This is a genomic window from Paenibacillus sp. FSL M7-0896 (assembly GCF_037975415.1).
Taxonomy (GTDB): domain Bacteria; phylum Bacillota; class Bacilli; order Paenibacillales; family Paenibacillaceae; genus Paenibacillus_AQ; species Paenibacillus_AQ silagei.
Genome location: NZ_CP150250.1, coordinates 6,396,396 through 6,410,526, shown reverse-complemented (window position 1 = coordinate 6,410,526; position 14,131 = coordinate 6,396,396). Strand labels below are relative to the sequence as shown.

Genomic DNA, 14,131 nt, shown 5'->3' with positions numbered 1-14,131 from the left:
AATGAAGCGTGGATTCACATTAAGCCTGTCCTCTGTCCTGCTGGCAAGTGTGCTGCTAAGCGGCTGCGGAGGCAATAACGGGAATCAGGCCGGGGAACCGGGCAATGCGCCGCAGCAGAGCGCACAGACCTCCGGGAATTCGAAAACGGTTACACTAAAATGGTGGGGCGGCGTGCCTGAAGAGAACGGGCCCAAGGCGGTTGTGGACCGCTGGAACGCGGAGAACACTGACATTCAGGTGGAATATGTCCGGTTCGTGAATGATGATCCGGGCAATGTGAAGCTGGAGACGGCGCTCCTGTCGAATACGGATGCTCCGGACTTATTTGTCAGCTACGCGGACGCCCATCTGGAACGGCGCATTAAGGCCGGTATGGTAGAGCCGCTGGAGGGTCTGATCCAGTCCAGCGGGTTTGACCTCGAGGGAATCATCGGCTCGGAGAATATTACGAAGGTCGACGGAACCATCTATAACCTTCCGGGGTCCAGGGATGTGAAGTTCATCGCCTTCAACAAGGCTTCGCTGGATGCTATCGGAGAGAGCGTCCCGGAGCCGGGCTGGACCTGGGATGACTACGCAGCACTGGCCGGGAAGCTGACCCGGGACGGACAGTACGGGGCGTTCTTCACGCCTACCTGGGAGCCGATTGCCTTCGATGTGCTGAATTCTGCCCAGCCGAAGGATGCTTATTATGCCGCCGACGGCACATCCAACTTCGGGCATGAAGCATTCCGCAAGGGGCTTGAGCTGCAGAAGAAGCTCATTGACGGCAAGAATGTGATGCCTTATGCGGAAGGGGTAGCGAACAAAGCCCAGCCGCAGGATGAGCTGCTGAACGAAAGAGCGGCTTCCACCTATACCTCCGCTTACTTTGTCCGCTATATCAAGGATGACACCGCGTACCCGAACCGCGATTACCAGATTGCCTTTGCGCCAATGCCGCAGTGGACGGCGGGGGGCAATATCAACAACAGCAAGCTGAATGATATGACCTCGATCAATGCCAAGAGCCCGAACAAGGAAGCAGCGATGAAGTTTCTGAGCTGGTTCCTCACCGAAGGGAATACCGAAATGCTGCCCGGCGGACGTATTCCTTCCAGCAAGAAGGCCGATGTCGCGCAGGTGGCGGAAGCCATTATGGGCGACAAGGCCCAATATTTTGACAAGGAATCCTTCGTGAGTCTGCTGAACACAGAGTATACGAATACAGAGATTACTCAGACTGCGGGGCTGACCGAGATGCGCAAAGCCTTCATGGAAGAAGCCGAGAAGTACTTCATGGATGCGCAGGATCTGGATACTACGGTACAGACGATTAAGCAACGGGCTGACGAGGCGATTGCCGCGGCGAAGTAGACCCGGGTGCAGCCCCTGAGACAGATGAATACGATACATGGCCGTTCCCTTAATATCGGGGAGCGGCTTTTTTTGAACCGCCGGATCAGCAGCAGGCAACTCCAAAGAATATCACGGTTTAAGCACAGTTTATGACATTCAGGGAGCGGGGCTCCGCCTCTATAATACTGGTAAAAGGAGTTGAGTGTATGAGAGAAAAAACGAGGGAGAATATTGCCGGTTATCTGTTTATTCTTCCGAACCTGCTGGGCTTTGCCGCCTTCATCCTCTTCCCTATGGTGTTCAGCTTCGTCCTTATTTTCACGGACTGGGACTACCTCAAAGGAATGGACGGCTTCAGCTTCGCCGGTCTTGACAATATCCTCAAGCTTGGGGGCGATCCCATTGTCTGGAGATCCTTGCTGCATAACGTAGTGTTCTCCCTGACAAGTGTGCCTGTGGCGCTGGTGCTGGGCCTGCTGCTGGCCGTGGTGTTGAACAGGTTCGTATATATGAAGACAGCGATCCGTACCATGATTTTTCTGCCGTATATGAGCAGCATTGTGGCCATTTCCGTGGTCTGGAGGGTACTCTACAATCCTTCCCAGGGGCCGGTCAACTCGGTGCTGAAGGCGCTGGGAATAGACCATCCGCCGGGCTGGCTGTCCAGTCCGGACTGGTCGCTCACGGGAATCATAATCATGACCATCTGGACGTATATCGGCTATGCAATGATTCTGTATATGGCCGGTATCCAGGGGATTTCCAAGGATTTGTACGAAGCGTCAGAGATTGATGGAGCCAGCGGCCTGAAAAGCTTTCTGTACATCACCGTACCGATGCTGAAGCCGACCACCTTTTTGACAGCGGTTACGCTGATTATTTCATCCTTTCAGGTATTCGCCTCTGTGCAGGTGATGACGGGTGGCGGGCCGATGCGCTCCTCCAGCGTACTTGCGCTGTATATCTATGAGCAGGCCTTTGAGCTGCGGAACATGAGCTACGGAGCCACGGTGTCCTGGCTGCTGTTCCTCTTCATCTTCGTTGTGACGCTGGTGCAGTGGCGCTCGCAGAAAAACTGGCAGGATCAATTCTAGGGAGGAAGGGTGAGGTAGTTGAACAAGCGCAGTACTTATCTGGTGGCCGCAAAAATATCGATTACAGCTGTATTCCTTCTGATCGGAATTGTGATGCTGCTGCCGTTTATCTGGATGCTCTCGGCATCCTTCAAGAACACCTCGGAGCTGTTCCGCTATCCGATCGAATGGATTCCGGATACGCTGAACACCGCCAATTATGAGAAGGTCTGGAACGGGGCCGTTTCCTTCGGTGTGTATTACAAGAATTCAGTCAAAATCACCTTCTTCCAGGTACTGGGCTCGCTGATTACCAGCTCGATGGCCGGATATGCCTTCGCGAAGCTGCGGTTCCGCGGCAAGGAGACGATCTTCCTGCTGTATCTGGCAACTATGATTATTCCCGCCCAGGTATTCTTTGTCCCGCGGTTCATATTGTTCGACAGCCTGGGTATGGTCAATACGCATCTGGCGATTATTCTGCCGGGGATGTTCACGGTGCTGGGTACCTTCATCATGCGGCAATTCTTCAGCACGCTGCCCGGCGAGCTGTTGGAAGCAGCCCGGGTAGACGGGGTCGGGTACTGGCGGATGTTCTGGCAGATCTGTCTTCCGCTGACGAAGCCGGCGCTGGTCACCCTGCTGATCCTGACGTTCACCTGGCACTGGAATGAATATGAGAATCCGCTGATTCTGCTGCGGGACCGCAATCTGTTCACCATCCCGCTTGGACTGACCACCTTCACGGACGAGAACGGCACGGATTATCCGCTGATTATGGCCGCTTCTGTATCGGCACTGGCACCGCTTGTGCTCGTGGTTACCGTCTTCCAGCGCTGGTTCGTTGAGGGGATTGCCAGTACGGGGCTTAAAGGCTGAGGAGCTGGAGGGTTGGAGAGTTGGAGCGTTGGAGCATTGGAGAGTTAAGAGATGAGGAGCTAAGGAACTGGAACGCCGCAGTTACAAACAGGAGAGGGATGACGTTATGATGCACAAAAAGGAACAGTATGAGTTCGCAGTGATCGGCGGCGGAATGGCCGGATTCTGCGCAGCCGTTGCGGCTGCCCGGCACGGGGCGAAGACCTGCCTGATTCAGGACCGGCCGGTATTCGGTGGCAACAGCTCGTCGGAGATCCGGGTGACGCTGCACGGGGCAGCGGCCTTTCATACGTACGCGAGGGAGACAGGGATCATCTCCGAGCTGTTCATCGAGGAGCGGGCGCGCAACCATGAGGAGATTACCGAGAACGGCTGGACGAACAGCGTCTGGGATATGACGATGTATGATATGGCCTTAAGCACGCCGAATCTGTCCTTTCATTTGAATACCTCCGTTCATGAGGTCGTGATGAAGGATGACAAGACCATCCAGTCCATCCTGGCCCGGGTTGCTAATGCGGAGACGAATCTGGAGATCACGGCGGATCTGTTCATTGACTGCACCGGGGATGGCGTGATTGCCGATCTCGCCGGCTGTGAGTGGAGAATGGGCACCGAAGGGCGGGACGAGTTCAACGAGCCTCATGCGCCCGAGCAGGCGAGCGGGGACACGATGGGGAACTCGATACATTTCAAGGCCAAGGATATGGGGCGGCCGGTGCCCTACACAGCCCCGGAGTGGGCCGCCAAATATGAGGATGCGGCGTATTTCTACGACCAGGGTCGCATACCCTACGATATCCGCAGCGGATACTGGTGGATCGAGATCGGCGTGCCCTGGCATACGATTACGGAAGCCGAGGATATCCGGCATGAGCTGACTAAGCATACGCTGGGCATCTGGGACTGGATCAAAAACCGTGATCCCCGGACGAAGGAGCTTGCGGCGAACTACGCGCTGGACTGGATCGGGCAGGTGCCGGGCAAGCGGGAGAGCCGGCGGATTATGGGCGAATATTTCATGACCGAGCATGATCCGGTGAACCGCAAGGTGTTCGAGGACGAGATCGCCTACGGCGGCTGGTTCCTGGATTTGCATACCCCGGGTGGCCTGCTGGCCGCGACCAGTGAGCATGCCAGCTCCGAAGGCTACAACGAGACTTCCGACTATGCGGTCAAAAGCTACTGCGGCCCCTATGGCATCCCCTTCCGCATCATGCTGGCCCGGGATGTGGATAATCTGATGATGGCCGGCCGCAATGTCAGCGTGACGCACGCCGCGCTGGGGACCGTGCGCGTCATGGCCACCGGCGCCCTGATGGGCCAGGCTGCGGGGACAGCGGCGGCCATCGCCTTGAAGAAGGGCATAGGGATCAAGGCGATGACCACGGAGGGCATGCAGGAGCTGCAGCAGACGCTGCTGCGCGACGGCTGCTTCCTGCCGAACGCAGAGAACCGCGATGCGGGTGATCTGGCCCGGCAGGCTGCGGTCTCGGCCAGCAGCGAGGTAGCGGTCTACGGCGCAGGGCCGGAGACCGGGACTTACCTGCCGAAGCTGAGCGAATGGAATGACCGCAAGGACTGGAGCGGGCAGGATGAGCTGCTGCTTCGAAGACGCGGCCAATGGATCGCCGTGTCCTCCCCGCAGCTCGACAGCCTGGCGGTCTGCCTGAGCAACATTACGGACCAGCCGCAGGAGGTGGAAGCTGTATTGCTCCAGGTGGACCATATATGGGACTACCGTTTGGAGCCAGAGGAGGGGCAGCTGGCCTCCTGCACCCTGACCGTTCCGCCGGGAGGCAGGCACTGGATCGAATGGGCCAGCCCGGCCGGAGCTGCAGAGGGGCTGAAGCGGGGCAGGTATGTCCGGCTGGATCTGGCCGCGAATCCCCAGGTCATCTGGCATGCGGCAGGCTCGATAATCCCCGGCCATATCAGCGCCTTCGAGATGGGCGGCGGCAGAATGCGGCGCTTCGAGAAGGGCATGACGATGAGCTACCGCATCGCTCCACCGCAGCAGCCGTTTGGCGCTGAGAATATTGTGAGCGGAGTCAACCGGCCTTACCGGTACACGAATCTCTGGCGCTCCGATCCGGTGCAGCCTTTACCGCAGTGGGTGCAGCTATCCTGGGAAAAAGAACAACAGATAGGTACGGTGGAGATCACCTTCGCCGGACATATATTCCGTGAGTACCATGCCTACGGCCCCTTCTACCGTGATCCGCAGTGTGTGAAGGAGTACCGTATCCAGTCATGGACGGGCGGAGAGTGGAACGATGTCATTCATGCCGTGGATAATTATCAGCGTCATGTGCGTCATACGCTGCCGGACTCCATCCGGATGGAGAAGCTGCGGATCGTGATCGAAGCTACGAACGGCGACCCCTCTGCGGCGGTGTATGAAGTGCGCTGTTATGAATAGAGCGGATTCTGAACAAACCTAATCCCAGTAAAGGGTGAAGGATTCGTAGAGTGACTTTGTTGCTGAACGTGGCTGAAGGATCGCCGGGAGGAACAGGAGGTGTCCCTGATATTACTGGTCAGAGGCTGGATGTATGCGAAAAACAGAACACAATATGCTACCGCTAAGGTAAGCGGCCAAATGTATGCGGAAATCCGAATACAATCGGTGCTGCTGCGATGAAGTATGGGCTCCATGCTCCACAGCCAGTAACATTTGTAGAGAATTCCTGCAAGATGTGCAACAATGCTATCCATACAATCGGTCGGTGAGAGAAAACGCTCAGAATTGGCAAGAGATAGCGGCGAACGTAAATGAAGAGCAGAAGTGCACTTGAATCTGTGTTTGTAACTTCCCCTCTTAAACAGCTGAGCGTGCTCACCGAGCATCGTACGTAAATCATGCGCATAACAAAAGAGGTGTCTCAATTGCCGTTTGCCGGCTTCTGAAGACACCTCTTTTCTGTTAAAGGATTAGCCCCCTATTGCTTCACAATATCCTGCACCGCTTTATCCAGCTTCTCAAGCAGCTGATCATGGTTCAGCTGGCCGCCGAGGTATTCCTGCATGGCAGCGCCGAAGCCCTGGGTCACGCCGTCAGGGAACATATCCCAGTTCCAGCCCAGCGCGTTGCCGGATTTCTCCTGCACGGCAACGGCGACCTGGCCGATATCAGCAGCGTCTGCGGTGATATTTGCTTCCGCCGGGATGAACTTGAACTCCTTGGTCAGATACTTCTGGCCGGTTTCCGAGCTGACCATCCAGTTCAGGAAGGCCTTGGCTTCCTCCGGATGTGCGGATTTGCTGTTCACGATATAGTTGTTAGGCACGCCTACCAGGATGGTGCCTTCTTCGTTATTGATCGGGAGCGGGAGGAGGCCCAGGTTCAGAGCCGGATCGATTTTGTCGATATCGCCTTGCGTCCAGTTCCCCTGCAGCATCATGGCGGCCTTGCCGGAGGCGAATTCAGCCACCTGGGTCGCGTAATCGGTAGTCATCTTGTTGTCTTGGGCATTATCGAAGATCACATCTACGAGATCCAGCCACTGCTTGAAGACGGCATTGCCCTTAATGGTCTGTTTGCCCGCCTTCACATCGTCAATGAACTGCTTCGGATCAGGCTGGTGCGCCATGCCCACGTTAACGAGGTGAATCCCCATCGACCACCACTCATTGGTGGCTTCAAACGGCGTGATGCCGGCGGTCTTCAGCTTGGCTACGGCATCCTTGAGCTGCGGGAGTGTCTTGGGCTCTTCCGTTATGCCGGCTTTGGCGAACAGATCCTTGTTGTAGATCAGCCCGTAGCCTTCTACATTCATAGGCATACCATAGAGCTTGCCGTCTACGGTTGCCGGTGTTTTGGCGGTCGGAATCAGCTGGGCGGCCCAAGGTTCATTGCTCAGGTCAGTGGCACGGTCCATATAAGGAACAAGAGCAGTATACCCGCCGTTATTGAAAATCTCAGGCTCAGAGCCGGAAGCGATCTCCGCCTTCAGCAGTGCGCCATAATCCTCACCGCCGCCGTGCGTTTCGACCTCCACCTTCACCCCCGTCTCCTTCTCATATTCTTCGGCGAGTGCATTCAGCTGCTCGGCAATCTCCACCTTGAACTGGAACATCTTGATCGTAACATCCTTGGCAGGCGTCTTGCCGGCTTCCGGTGCTGCGGATTCGGTTGACGCGTTAGGAGCATTCGTAGCGCTTCCATTGCCTGCGGAATTCGTATTGCCGCTGTTCCCGCAACCTGCGATAATGAGGGTGCAAACGGTTGCCATGATGAACGCGAACTTTCTTTTCATAGAATAACCTCCCTGGTCTGTGGTTCCTGCTCCTAGAGCGTAATGGAAATGATAGAGGACTTACACTTCATATGTTGCTCGAAAAAGTGGATATTATTGCTGCAAAGGAAAGCTGGCCGAGTGATCATCCCTTAATGGAGCCTGCAGTCACGCCTTCCACAATATAACGCTGGAGCGACAGGAAGAACAAGAGAATAGGCGTGATCGCCATGACGAGACCCGCAAGGGCCAGATCCCACTTCTTGGTGTACTGTCCGAAGAACTTGGTCACAGCTACGGGCAGGGTCGTCAGATCCTTATTCCCGCCGATCACCAGGACAGGCAGCAGATAGTCATTCCAGATCCACAGCGTATTCAGGATAATGACGGTTACAATAATCGGCAGCAGCAGCGGGAAGACGATCCGGAAGAACACGCCGTACGGATTCGAGCCGTCCACCCGCGCGGCTTCCTCCAGCTCCAGCGGCACCGTCTTAATGAACCCGTGGAACAGGAAGACCGACAGCGGCATCCCGAAGCCGAGATAACAGGCCACAATACCGTACAGCTCGCCGCGCAGCTCCAGCAGACTGGTCACCCGGACCAATTGCAGCATGAGCGACTGGAACGGGATGATCATCGCCGAGACCAGCAGCAGGAACACGAAGGAATTGAAGCGCGTCGGCTTGCGCACAATCTGGTAAGCGGCCATCGAGCTGAACAGGACGATGAAGATTACGCTTAGAATCGTAATGGTCAGAGAATTGAAGAAGGCCTGCGGGAAGTTGATGGCATCCCATACCTTGGAATAGTTACTCCAGTGGAACACCTGCGGCCAGGAAGCGGCATCGATCAGGATATCCTTCAGCCCCTTAACCGAGTTGCTCAGGACCAGATAGAACGGCGACAGGAAGACAATAGCCAGCAGAATGGCGGCAATTTCGAGGATGAAGTTGCCCGGGCGGTAGCGGCTGCTGTTCATTAGGCGGACACCTCTTTTCGTTTGGTAAGCCAGACCTGGGTGACGGTAATCAGGGAGACGGCGGCGAAGAAGAGCAGCGCTTTGGCTGTACCGAGGCCATACCGGTTGTTGATCAGTGCCTCCGCATAAATGTTATAGGCCAGCGACTGAGTCGAGGTGCCGGGTCCGCCTTTGGTCAGCGACAGGTTGAGGTCGAACATTTTGAAGGCATTGGAGGTCGTCAGGAACAGGCAGATGGTGATCGCCGGCATAATCAGCGGGATGTAGACGCTCTTGAACAGCTGCGGAGCGCGGGCACCGTCTATGCGGGCAGCTTCAATGAGATCCTTCGGAATCCCGGCCAGCCCGGCAATATAGATGACCATCATATAGCCGGCTGTCTGCCAGACGAACACAATGACCAGCCCCCAGAACCCGGTGCTTGGCGTCCCCAGCCAGGGCAGCTGGAAGAACGAAATCCCGGTCAGCTCGCCGATCGTAGCGAAGCCCTTGGTGAAGATGAACTGCCAGATGTAACCGAGCAGAATGCCGCCGATCACATTGGGCATGAAAAAGACGGTACGGAGCAGCTTCTTCGTCTTCAGCGTCGTCATTAAAATGAAGGCCAGCAGCAGTGCAAGCACGTTGGCAGCCACAACCGAGATCACGGTGAAGCGCAGGGTGAAGACCAGGGACTCCCAGAACTTATCGTCATTCATGAAGATCCGTTTCCAGTTGGCCGCGCCGGTCCAGACCGCTTTGTCCAGATCCAGCCCGTTCCAGTCCGTGGAGGAGTAGTAGAAGCCGAGGAAGAACGGGGTGACCACAATGGTCAGGAAAAAGAGCAGACAGGGGCCGAGAAATACGATTTGCTGTCCCCAGCCGCGCTGTATACCTAGAGTTTTTCTCATATGGACTCTCCTTTGGGTAAGTTTGGGTAAGATATCTACGGGTTCACAGCTTGATTATAGAAAGCCCGGGCCACCGCTAACACTTCATTTCATGCCGGGAAAAGTGGATTATATTGCAGGCCATACGGCTCACACAACTTGTAGGAGGTTCCCCCATGTTCAAGAACAGCATCCGGACACGGCTGATGGCCTTAGTGCTGCTGGCGTCAGTGATCCCGTCAGGCATCTCTGTGACCTTCTCTTATCTCTATACGAGGCAGTCGGTTACGGACCAGTCCGTGAAGCAGAATACGAAGCTGCTGACGCTGGGGGAGGCGAATCTCCGGAGCTATTTCAGCGGCATGAACCAGCAGGCGATGTCGCTCTACAGCGGGATCAATGTTCCCAGCTCCTTCTATACCACCCTGCTTACCGCCAAAAGCGCTGCCCAGGCCCCGCCCGGCACGATTCTGCCGGATACCCGGGCTATCATCTCCACCCAGCTGTACAATCTGTTTCTCTCCGACCGCAATACGTATCAGATTCATCTGTATGTGAGGGCCGCCAGGCAGTCTAATCTGCTGCTTAAGGGATTTTTCCGCCGTGAGGATAATGCCAGCTATGCTGCGGAGGGGCAGGCCGGAGGCACTTACCGCCCATATCTCGAAGTGACGCATATGGATCATCAATACGGAGTGAAGTCCGGCTTCCCCAATCTGAAGCCGGGGAGCGTGCCGGTCTTCACGGCCCATTTTCCCATCTACCGGACCCCTAGTGACAGCGTACTGGCAGATTTGTCGATCGATTATACGCTGGGGGAGCTGGAGGGGATCGTGGAGTCGATGTACAATTCGGACACAGAGCGCCTGTATGTGCTGAATGAGCAAGGCGAGGCGCTGTTCGCTTCCGATCCGGACTGGATCGGGAAGCCGGTCGCAGCGGGCTGGAGCCGTCTCCCCGCAGAGCAGGACAGCGGGCATTTCGCCTGGAAGAAGGACGGCTTCCAGGGAATCGTAATGTACAAGCAGATCAAGGCCCCTTTGTTCAGCGGAAGCATTATCAAGCTGGTGCCCTATGAGGATCTGTACACAGACGCGAGAGTGATTACCCGTTTCAATATGGGCATCGGACTGCTGTTCCTGCTGATCGGAGGCATCAGTGCCGTGCTGATCTCGATCGGCTTCACCCGTCCGATCAAGAAGCTGATTCACTTCACGCAGAAGGTGCAGACCGGCCAGCTGGATGCGCATATGGATGCCGAGCGGGAGGACGAGTTCGGGCTCCTCACCCGCAAGATCACAGGCATGACCCGCACGATCAATGAGCTGATCGTTAAGGAATACCGGCTGGAGCTGGCGAACAAGACGAATCAGCTGAAGGCGCTCCAGGCCCAGGTGAACCCGCATTTTCTCTACAATGCGCTGCAATCCATCGCCAGCCTGTCCTTGCGCTATAACGCGCCTAAGGTGTATGATCTCATCTATTCCCTGGGCAGTATGATGCGTTATTCGATGAATACCGAGCGGACCCGGGTGCCGCTGCGGGATGAGATTGAGCATGTGCAGAACTATATGATTCTGCAGACGGAGCGGTTCGGCGAAGAGAATCTGCAGCTTGCGGTCGAGGCGGGGCCGGAGACTCTGGAGCTGATCCTGCCGAAGATGATCCTGCAGCCGATTGTAGAGAATATCTTCAAGCATGCCTTCGCTGACGGGATAAGCGGAGGGCTGATCCAGATAGAGTGCAGGCTGGAGAGGGCGGCCAGGCTGGTGCTTGCCGTGAAGGATAACGGCCGGGGCATGAGCCCGGAGCGGCTGGAGGAGATTACGGCCTGCCTCAGAGGCAGCAGCCAGCCGGACCAGGAGGAGATCGGCCTGTACAATGTGCTGGCCCGCCTGCGGCTGCAGTTCGGCAGCGCAGCGGAGATGCAGCTTAAGAATAATGAAGACGGCCAGGGGCTTACTGTTACGCTGATTATTCCGCTGGAGGAGATCGACGGTTAATTCCGGCGGCTTTTGCGAATAGAGACTATTTCTTGAAGGAGCGGCTGAGATGAAGGTGCTGATTGTAGATGATGAGAAGCATGTGCGGGAGGCCATCCGGTATTTTGTTCCGTGGGACAGCTATAACATCTCTGGGATCTATGAGGCAACCAACGGGCAGGAGGCGACACGGATTGTGCAGGAGCATCAGCCGGCTGTCGTCTTCACGGATATGCGGATGCCGCTGATGGACGGGGCGGAGCTGCTGGAATGGCTGCACCGTCATTATCCGCATACGAAGACGATTGTCATCAGCGGGTATCAGGATTTCAATTATGTGAAGCCTGCTATCGTATACGGCGGTACGGATTATCTGCTGAAGCCGCTGAACAGCAAGCAGCTGATTGCCTCTGCGGAGCATGCCTTCAAGCTGTGGATGGAGGAGGAGGCAGAGCGGAAGCGGCGCCAGCGCCAGAACATGCAGCTGAACGCGCTGCGTCCGCTCTACTGGGACAAGATGCTGTCCGATCTGGTGAGCGGACAGGCCTCGTTCCATGAGCTGAAGCTGGCCCTCTGTGAAGAGCTGGGAATGCCGATTGGGGCGCAGGAGTGCAGGATCGCCGTCATCCCGCTGCAAGGCGCAGATTGTCATCTGCTGCGGAGATTCCATGGAGATGTAGCCTTGACGGCCTTCGTGCTGGCCAATGTCTGCAATGAAGTGATGGCAGAGGGCCAGAGCGGCTACGCCTTCCGCAACTGGCAGGGCGGAGGCGAGCTTGTAGTTCTGCTGTGGAGTGCTGTAGCGCAGGCGGAGGAGATACTTACCCGCATGAATGAAGCCATCCGCCAGGCGTTCGGTGTTCAGCTGGATATCGGGCTTAGTCCGCTGAACCCGTTGCCGGAGGGGCTGCGGCCAGCTTTGAAACAGGCAGGCCAGGCGCTTGCGGAGCGGAATCTATTGCAGCGGGACGGGCGTATTCATCTCTTCAGGAAGCGTGGGGAAGGGAGTAGACCTGTAAACGACTACGGCCTGGAGGAACGGCTGGACAAGCTTAGAGTCGCCGTCTTGTCCGGCGATCTGGAGCGGATGGAGCGGGTGGCGGAGGAGTGGGCCGGACATCTGGCCGGGCTGCCGCTGCTCACGGAGAGCAGTCTGCTGCATCAGCAGACGGAGATGCTGGACGTTCTGAAGCGCTGGCGGCCGGAGGCAGAGATTAGCCTGGAGTGCTGTTATGACGCTGAAGGGCTGTTCTCGGTGGAGAACTGGCAGTGCCGGCTGAAAACGCTGCTGCACCACTTGTCCAAGGGCAGCCCGCAGACGCCGGACAGCCGGCTCGTCCAGGAGATCAGGGAGTACCTGGACCGGAACTATGCGCAGGAGATGACGCTGCAGCATATTGCGGAACGCTTTTTCATCAGCAGGGAGAATGTATCTCGCAAGTTCAAGCAGATCACCGGGGAGAATCTGTCGGATTATCTGACCGGCCTCCGGGTGGAGAAGGCGAAGACACTGCTCCAGAATACGAATCTGCGGCTGTCGCAGATCGCGGAGCTGGTGGGCTATGAGGATGAGAAGTATTTCAGCCGTGTCTTCAAAAAAAATGCCGGCATCACGCCAAGAGAATACCGCAAGCAGGAGGAAGAAGCCTGAGTATGTAAGGTTCACGGACTGCCTGTCAGCATTTCCCGGCCTGCAACCGATAATAGCTATATGGGCAATAAATACATAGCTGCGGTTATTGGGGAGGGCTGGATAGTATGGACAATGATCTGGGAAGAACGATTAAGAATGACCTGATTAATGCCTACGGAGTGACTGTAATTCCGGCAGGAAGCAGGCTAAATGCCGAGCATCTGGAGCTTATCCGCAAACAAAAAATCGACAGGTTCGACATTCTTTTTGCAGATGAGGCTGACCAGGCGCCCCCCTATCAGAAGATGGTCAACAGTACAGTGGACCTGTCCAAGGAATTATTCGAATCTTACCGAATCTCCCGCAAAATCCCGCTGGCGGATATCCGCAAGGAGGTGCTTCCGGTCATCCAGGAGATCTCGCGCAACCCGGATATCTTCGCCTTGTTCCATTCGGTGCAGGGCAAGGATGATTATACATATGAGCATAACATCGGCGTTGCAGTGCTCTCTACCCTGATCGGCAGATGGCTGGAGATGAGTGAAGCGGAGCTGTCCGTGCTCTCCATGGCTGCAACCCTGCATGACATCGGCAAGCTGAAGATACCCTCAGAGCTGCTGAATAAGCCCGGCAAGCTGACGGACGAGGAATACACCCAGGTGAAGAAGCACACGGTCTACGGCTACGAGATCCTCAAAGAAACCACCGGAGCCAATTCACGCATTGCCCTGGTGGCGCTTCAGCATCATGAGCGAAATGACGGGAAGGGGTATCCGCTGGGGCTGAAGGACGAACAGATCGATCCGTACAGCAAAATTGTGGCCGTGGCGGATATTTTTCATGCGATGTCCAGCAAGCGCCCATATCATGAACCGACGCCGTTCCATATGATTGTGGATCAGATGAGAAGAGGCAGCTTCGGCGCGCTGGACCCGCATATTGTAACCGTTTTTCTGGAAAATATCGTCAAGCGGTCTGTTGGGCGTGAAGTGGTCCTAACCGATGGCCGGGTCGGCGAGATTGTCTACTTGAACCCGCATGACATCGAGACTCCGCTGATCCGCATCGGGGATGAATATATTGACCTCAGCAAAAGAACGGAGCTTAACATCCGGGAGATCAGTCTCTGATTCCAA

The 14,131-nt window shown here is 56.1% G+C and carries 10 protein-coding genes; 7 read left to right on the top strand and 3 right to left on the bottom strand.

Translation table 11 applies throughout. The annotated features are described in order from the left end of the window. Position 1: 1 nt before the first annotated feature. The 4 genes from MKY12_RS27570 (at position 2) to MKY12_RS27555 (ending at position 5,713) form a co-directional block, all read left to right on the top strand. Positions 2-1,357: an extracellular solute-binding protein gene (locus MKY12_RS27570; protein ID WP_339311662.1), complete on the top strand. Its 1,356-nt coding sequence runs from the start codon at positions 2-4 to the stop codon at positions 1,355-1,357. 188 nt (positions 1,358-1,545) lie between these two features. Beyond that, positions 1,546-2,433, top strand: coding sequence for a sugar ABC transporter permease (locus tag MKY12_RS27565; protein WP_339251462.1), 888 nt, complete (start codon positions 1,546-1,548; stop codon positions 2,431-2,433). An 18-nt stretch (positions 2,434-2,451) separates the two neighbouring features. Continuing rightward, on the top strand, positions 2,452-3,291 hold the full coding sequence (locus MKY12_RS27560; RefSeq protein WP_339311661.1) for a carbohydrate ABC transporter permease: 840 nt from the start codon (positions 2,452-2,454) through the stop codon (positions 3,289-3,291). Positions 3,292-3,397: 106 nt separating this feature from the next. Then, entirely contained in the window at positions 3,398-5,713 is a 2,316-nt protein-coding gene (locus MKY12_RS27555; RefSeq protein ID WP_339311660.1) for an FAD-dependent oxidoreductase, read from the top strand. Between the two features lie 520 nt (positions 5,714-6,233). On the opposite strand, the gene MKY12_RS27550 is transcribed toward MKY12_RS27555, so the two are convergent. The 3 genes from MKY12_RS27550 to MKY12_RS27540 all read right to left on the bottom strand — a co-directional run bounded on the left by MKY12_RS27550 (position 6,234) and on the right by MKY12_RS27540 (position 9,401). Then, a complete protein-coding gene (locus tag MKY12_RS27550; protein WP_036730443.1) occupies positions 6,234-7,550 on the bottom strand; it encodes an extracellular solute-binding protein in 1,317 nt (438 codons plus the stop codon). A gap of 124 nt (positions 7,551-7,674) precedes the next feature. Then, complete coding sequence (locus MKY12_RS27545) at positions 7,675-8,511, bottom strand: carbohydrate ABC transporter permease (protein WP_036730441.1); 837 nt, start codon at positions 8,509-8,511, stop codon at positions 7,675-7,677. After that, positions 8,511-9,401: a sugar ABC transporter permease gene (locus MKY12_RS27540; protein WP_036730439.1), complete on the bottom strand. Its 891-nt coding sequence runs from the start codon at positions 9,399-9,401 to the stop codon at positions 8,511-8,513. Before MKY12_RS27540 ends, MKY12_RS27545 begins: the two co-directional genes overlap by 1 nt. Before the next feature lie 155 nt (positions 9,402-9,556). On the opposite strand from MKY12_RS27540, the gene MKY12_RS27535 reads away from it, so the two are divergent. From MKY12_RS27535 to MKY12_RS27525, 3 genes are all read left to right on the top strand, one after another. Next, positions 9,557-11,383 (top strand): sensor histidine kinase, encoded by a 1,827-nt coding sequence (locus MKY12_RS27535; protein ID WP_339311658.1) that lies wholly within the window; start codon positions 9,557-9,559, stop codon positions 11,381-11,383. 49 nt (positions 11,384-11,432) lie between these two features. Next, positions 11,433-13,013 (top strand): response regulator, encoded by a 1,581-nt coding sequence (locus tag MKY12_RS27530; protein WP_339311657.1) that lies wholly within the window; start codon positions 11,433-11,435, stop codon positions 13,011-13,013. Positions 13,014-13,120: 107 nt separating this feature from the next. Then, complete coding sequence (locus MKY12_RS27525; RefSeq protein ID WP_036730433.1) at positions 13,121-14,125, top strand: HD-GYP domain-containing protein; 1,005 nt, start codon at positions 13,121-13,123, stop codon at positions 14,123-14,125. Positions 14,126-14,131: the final 6 nt, after the last annotated feature.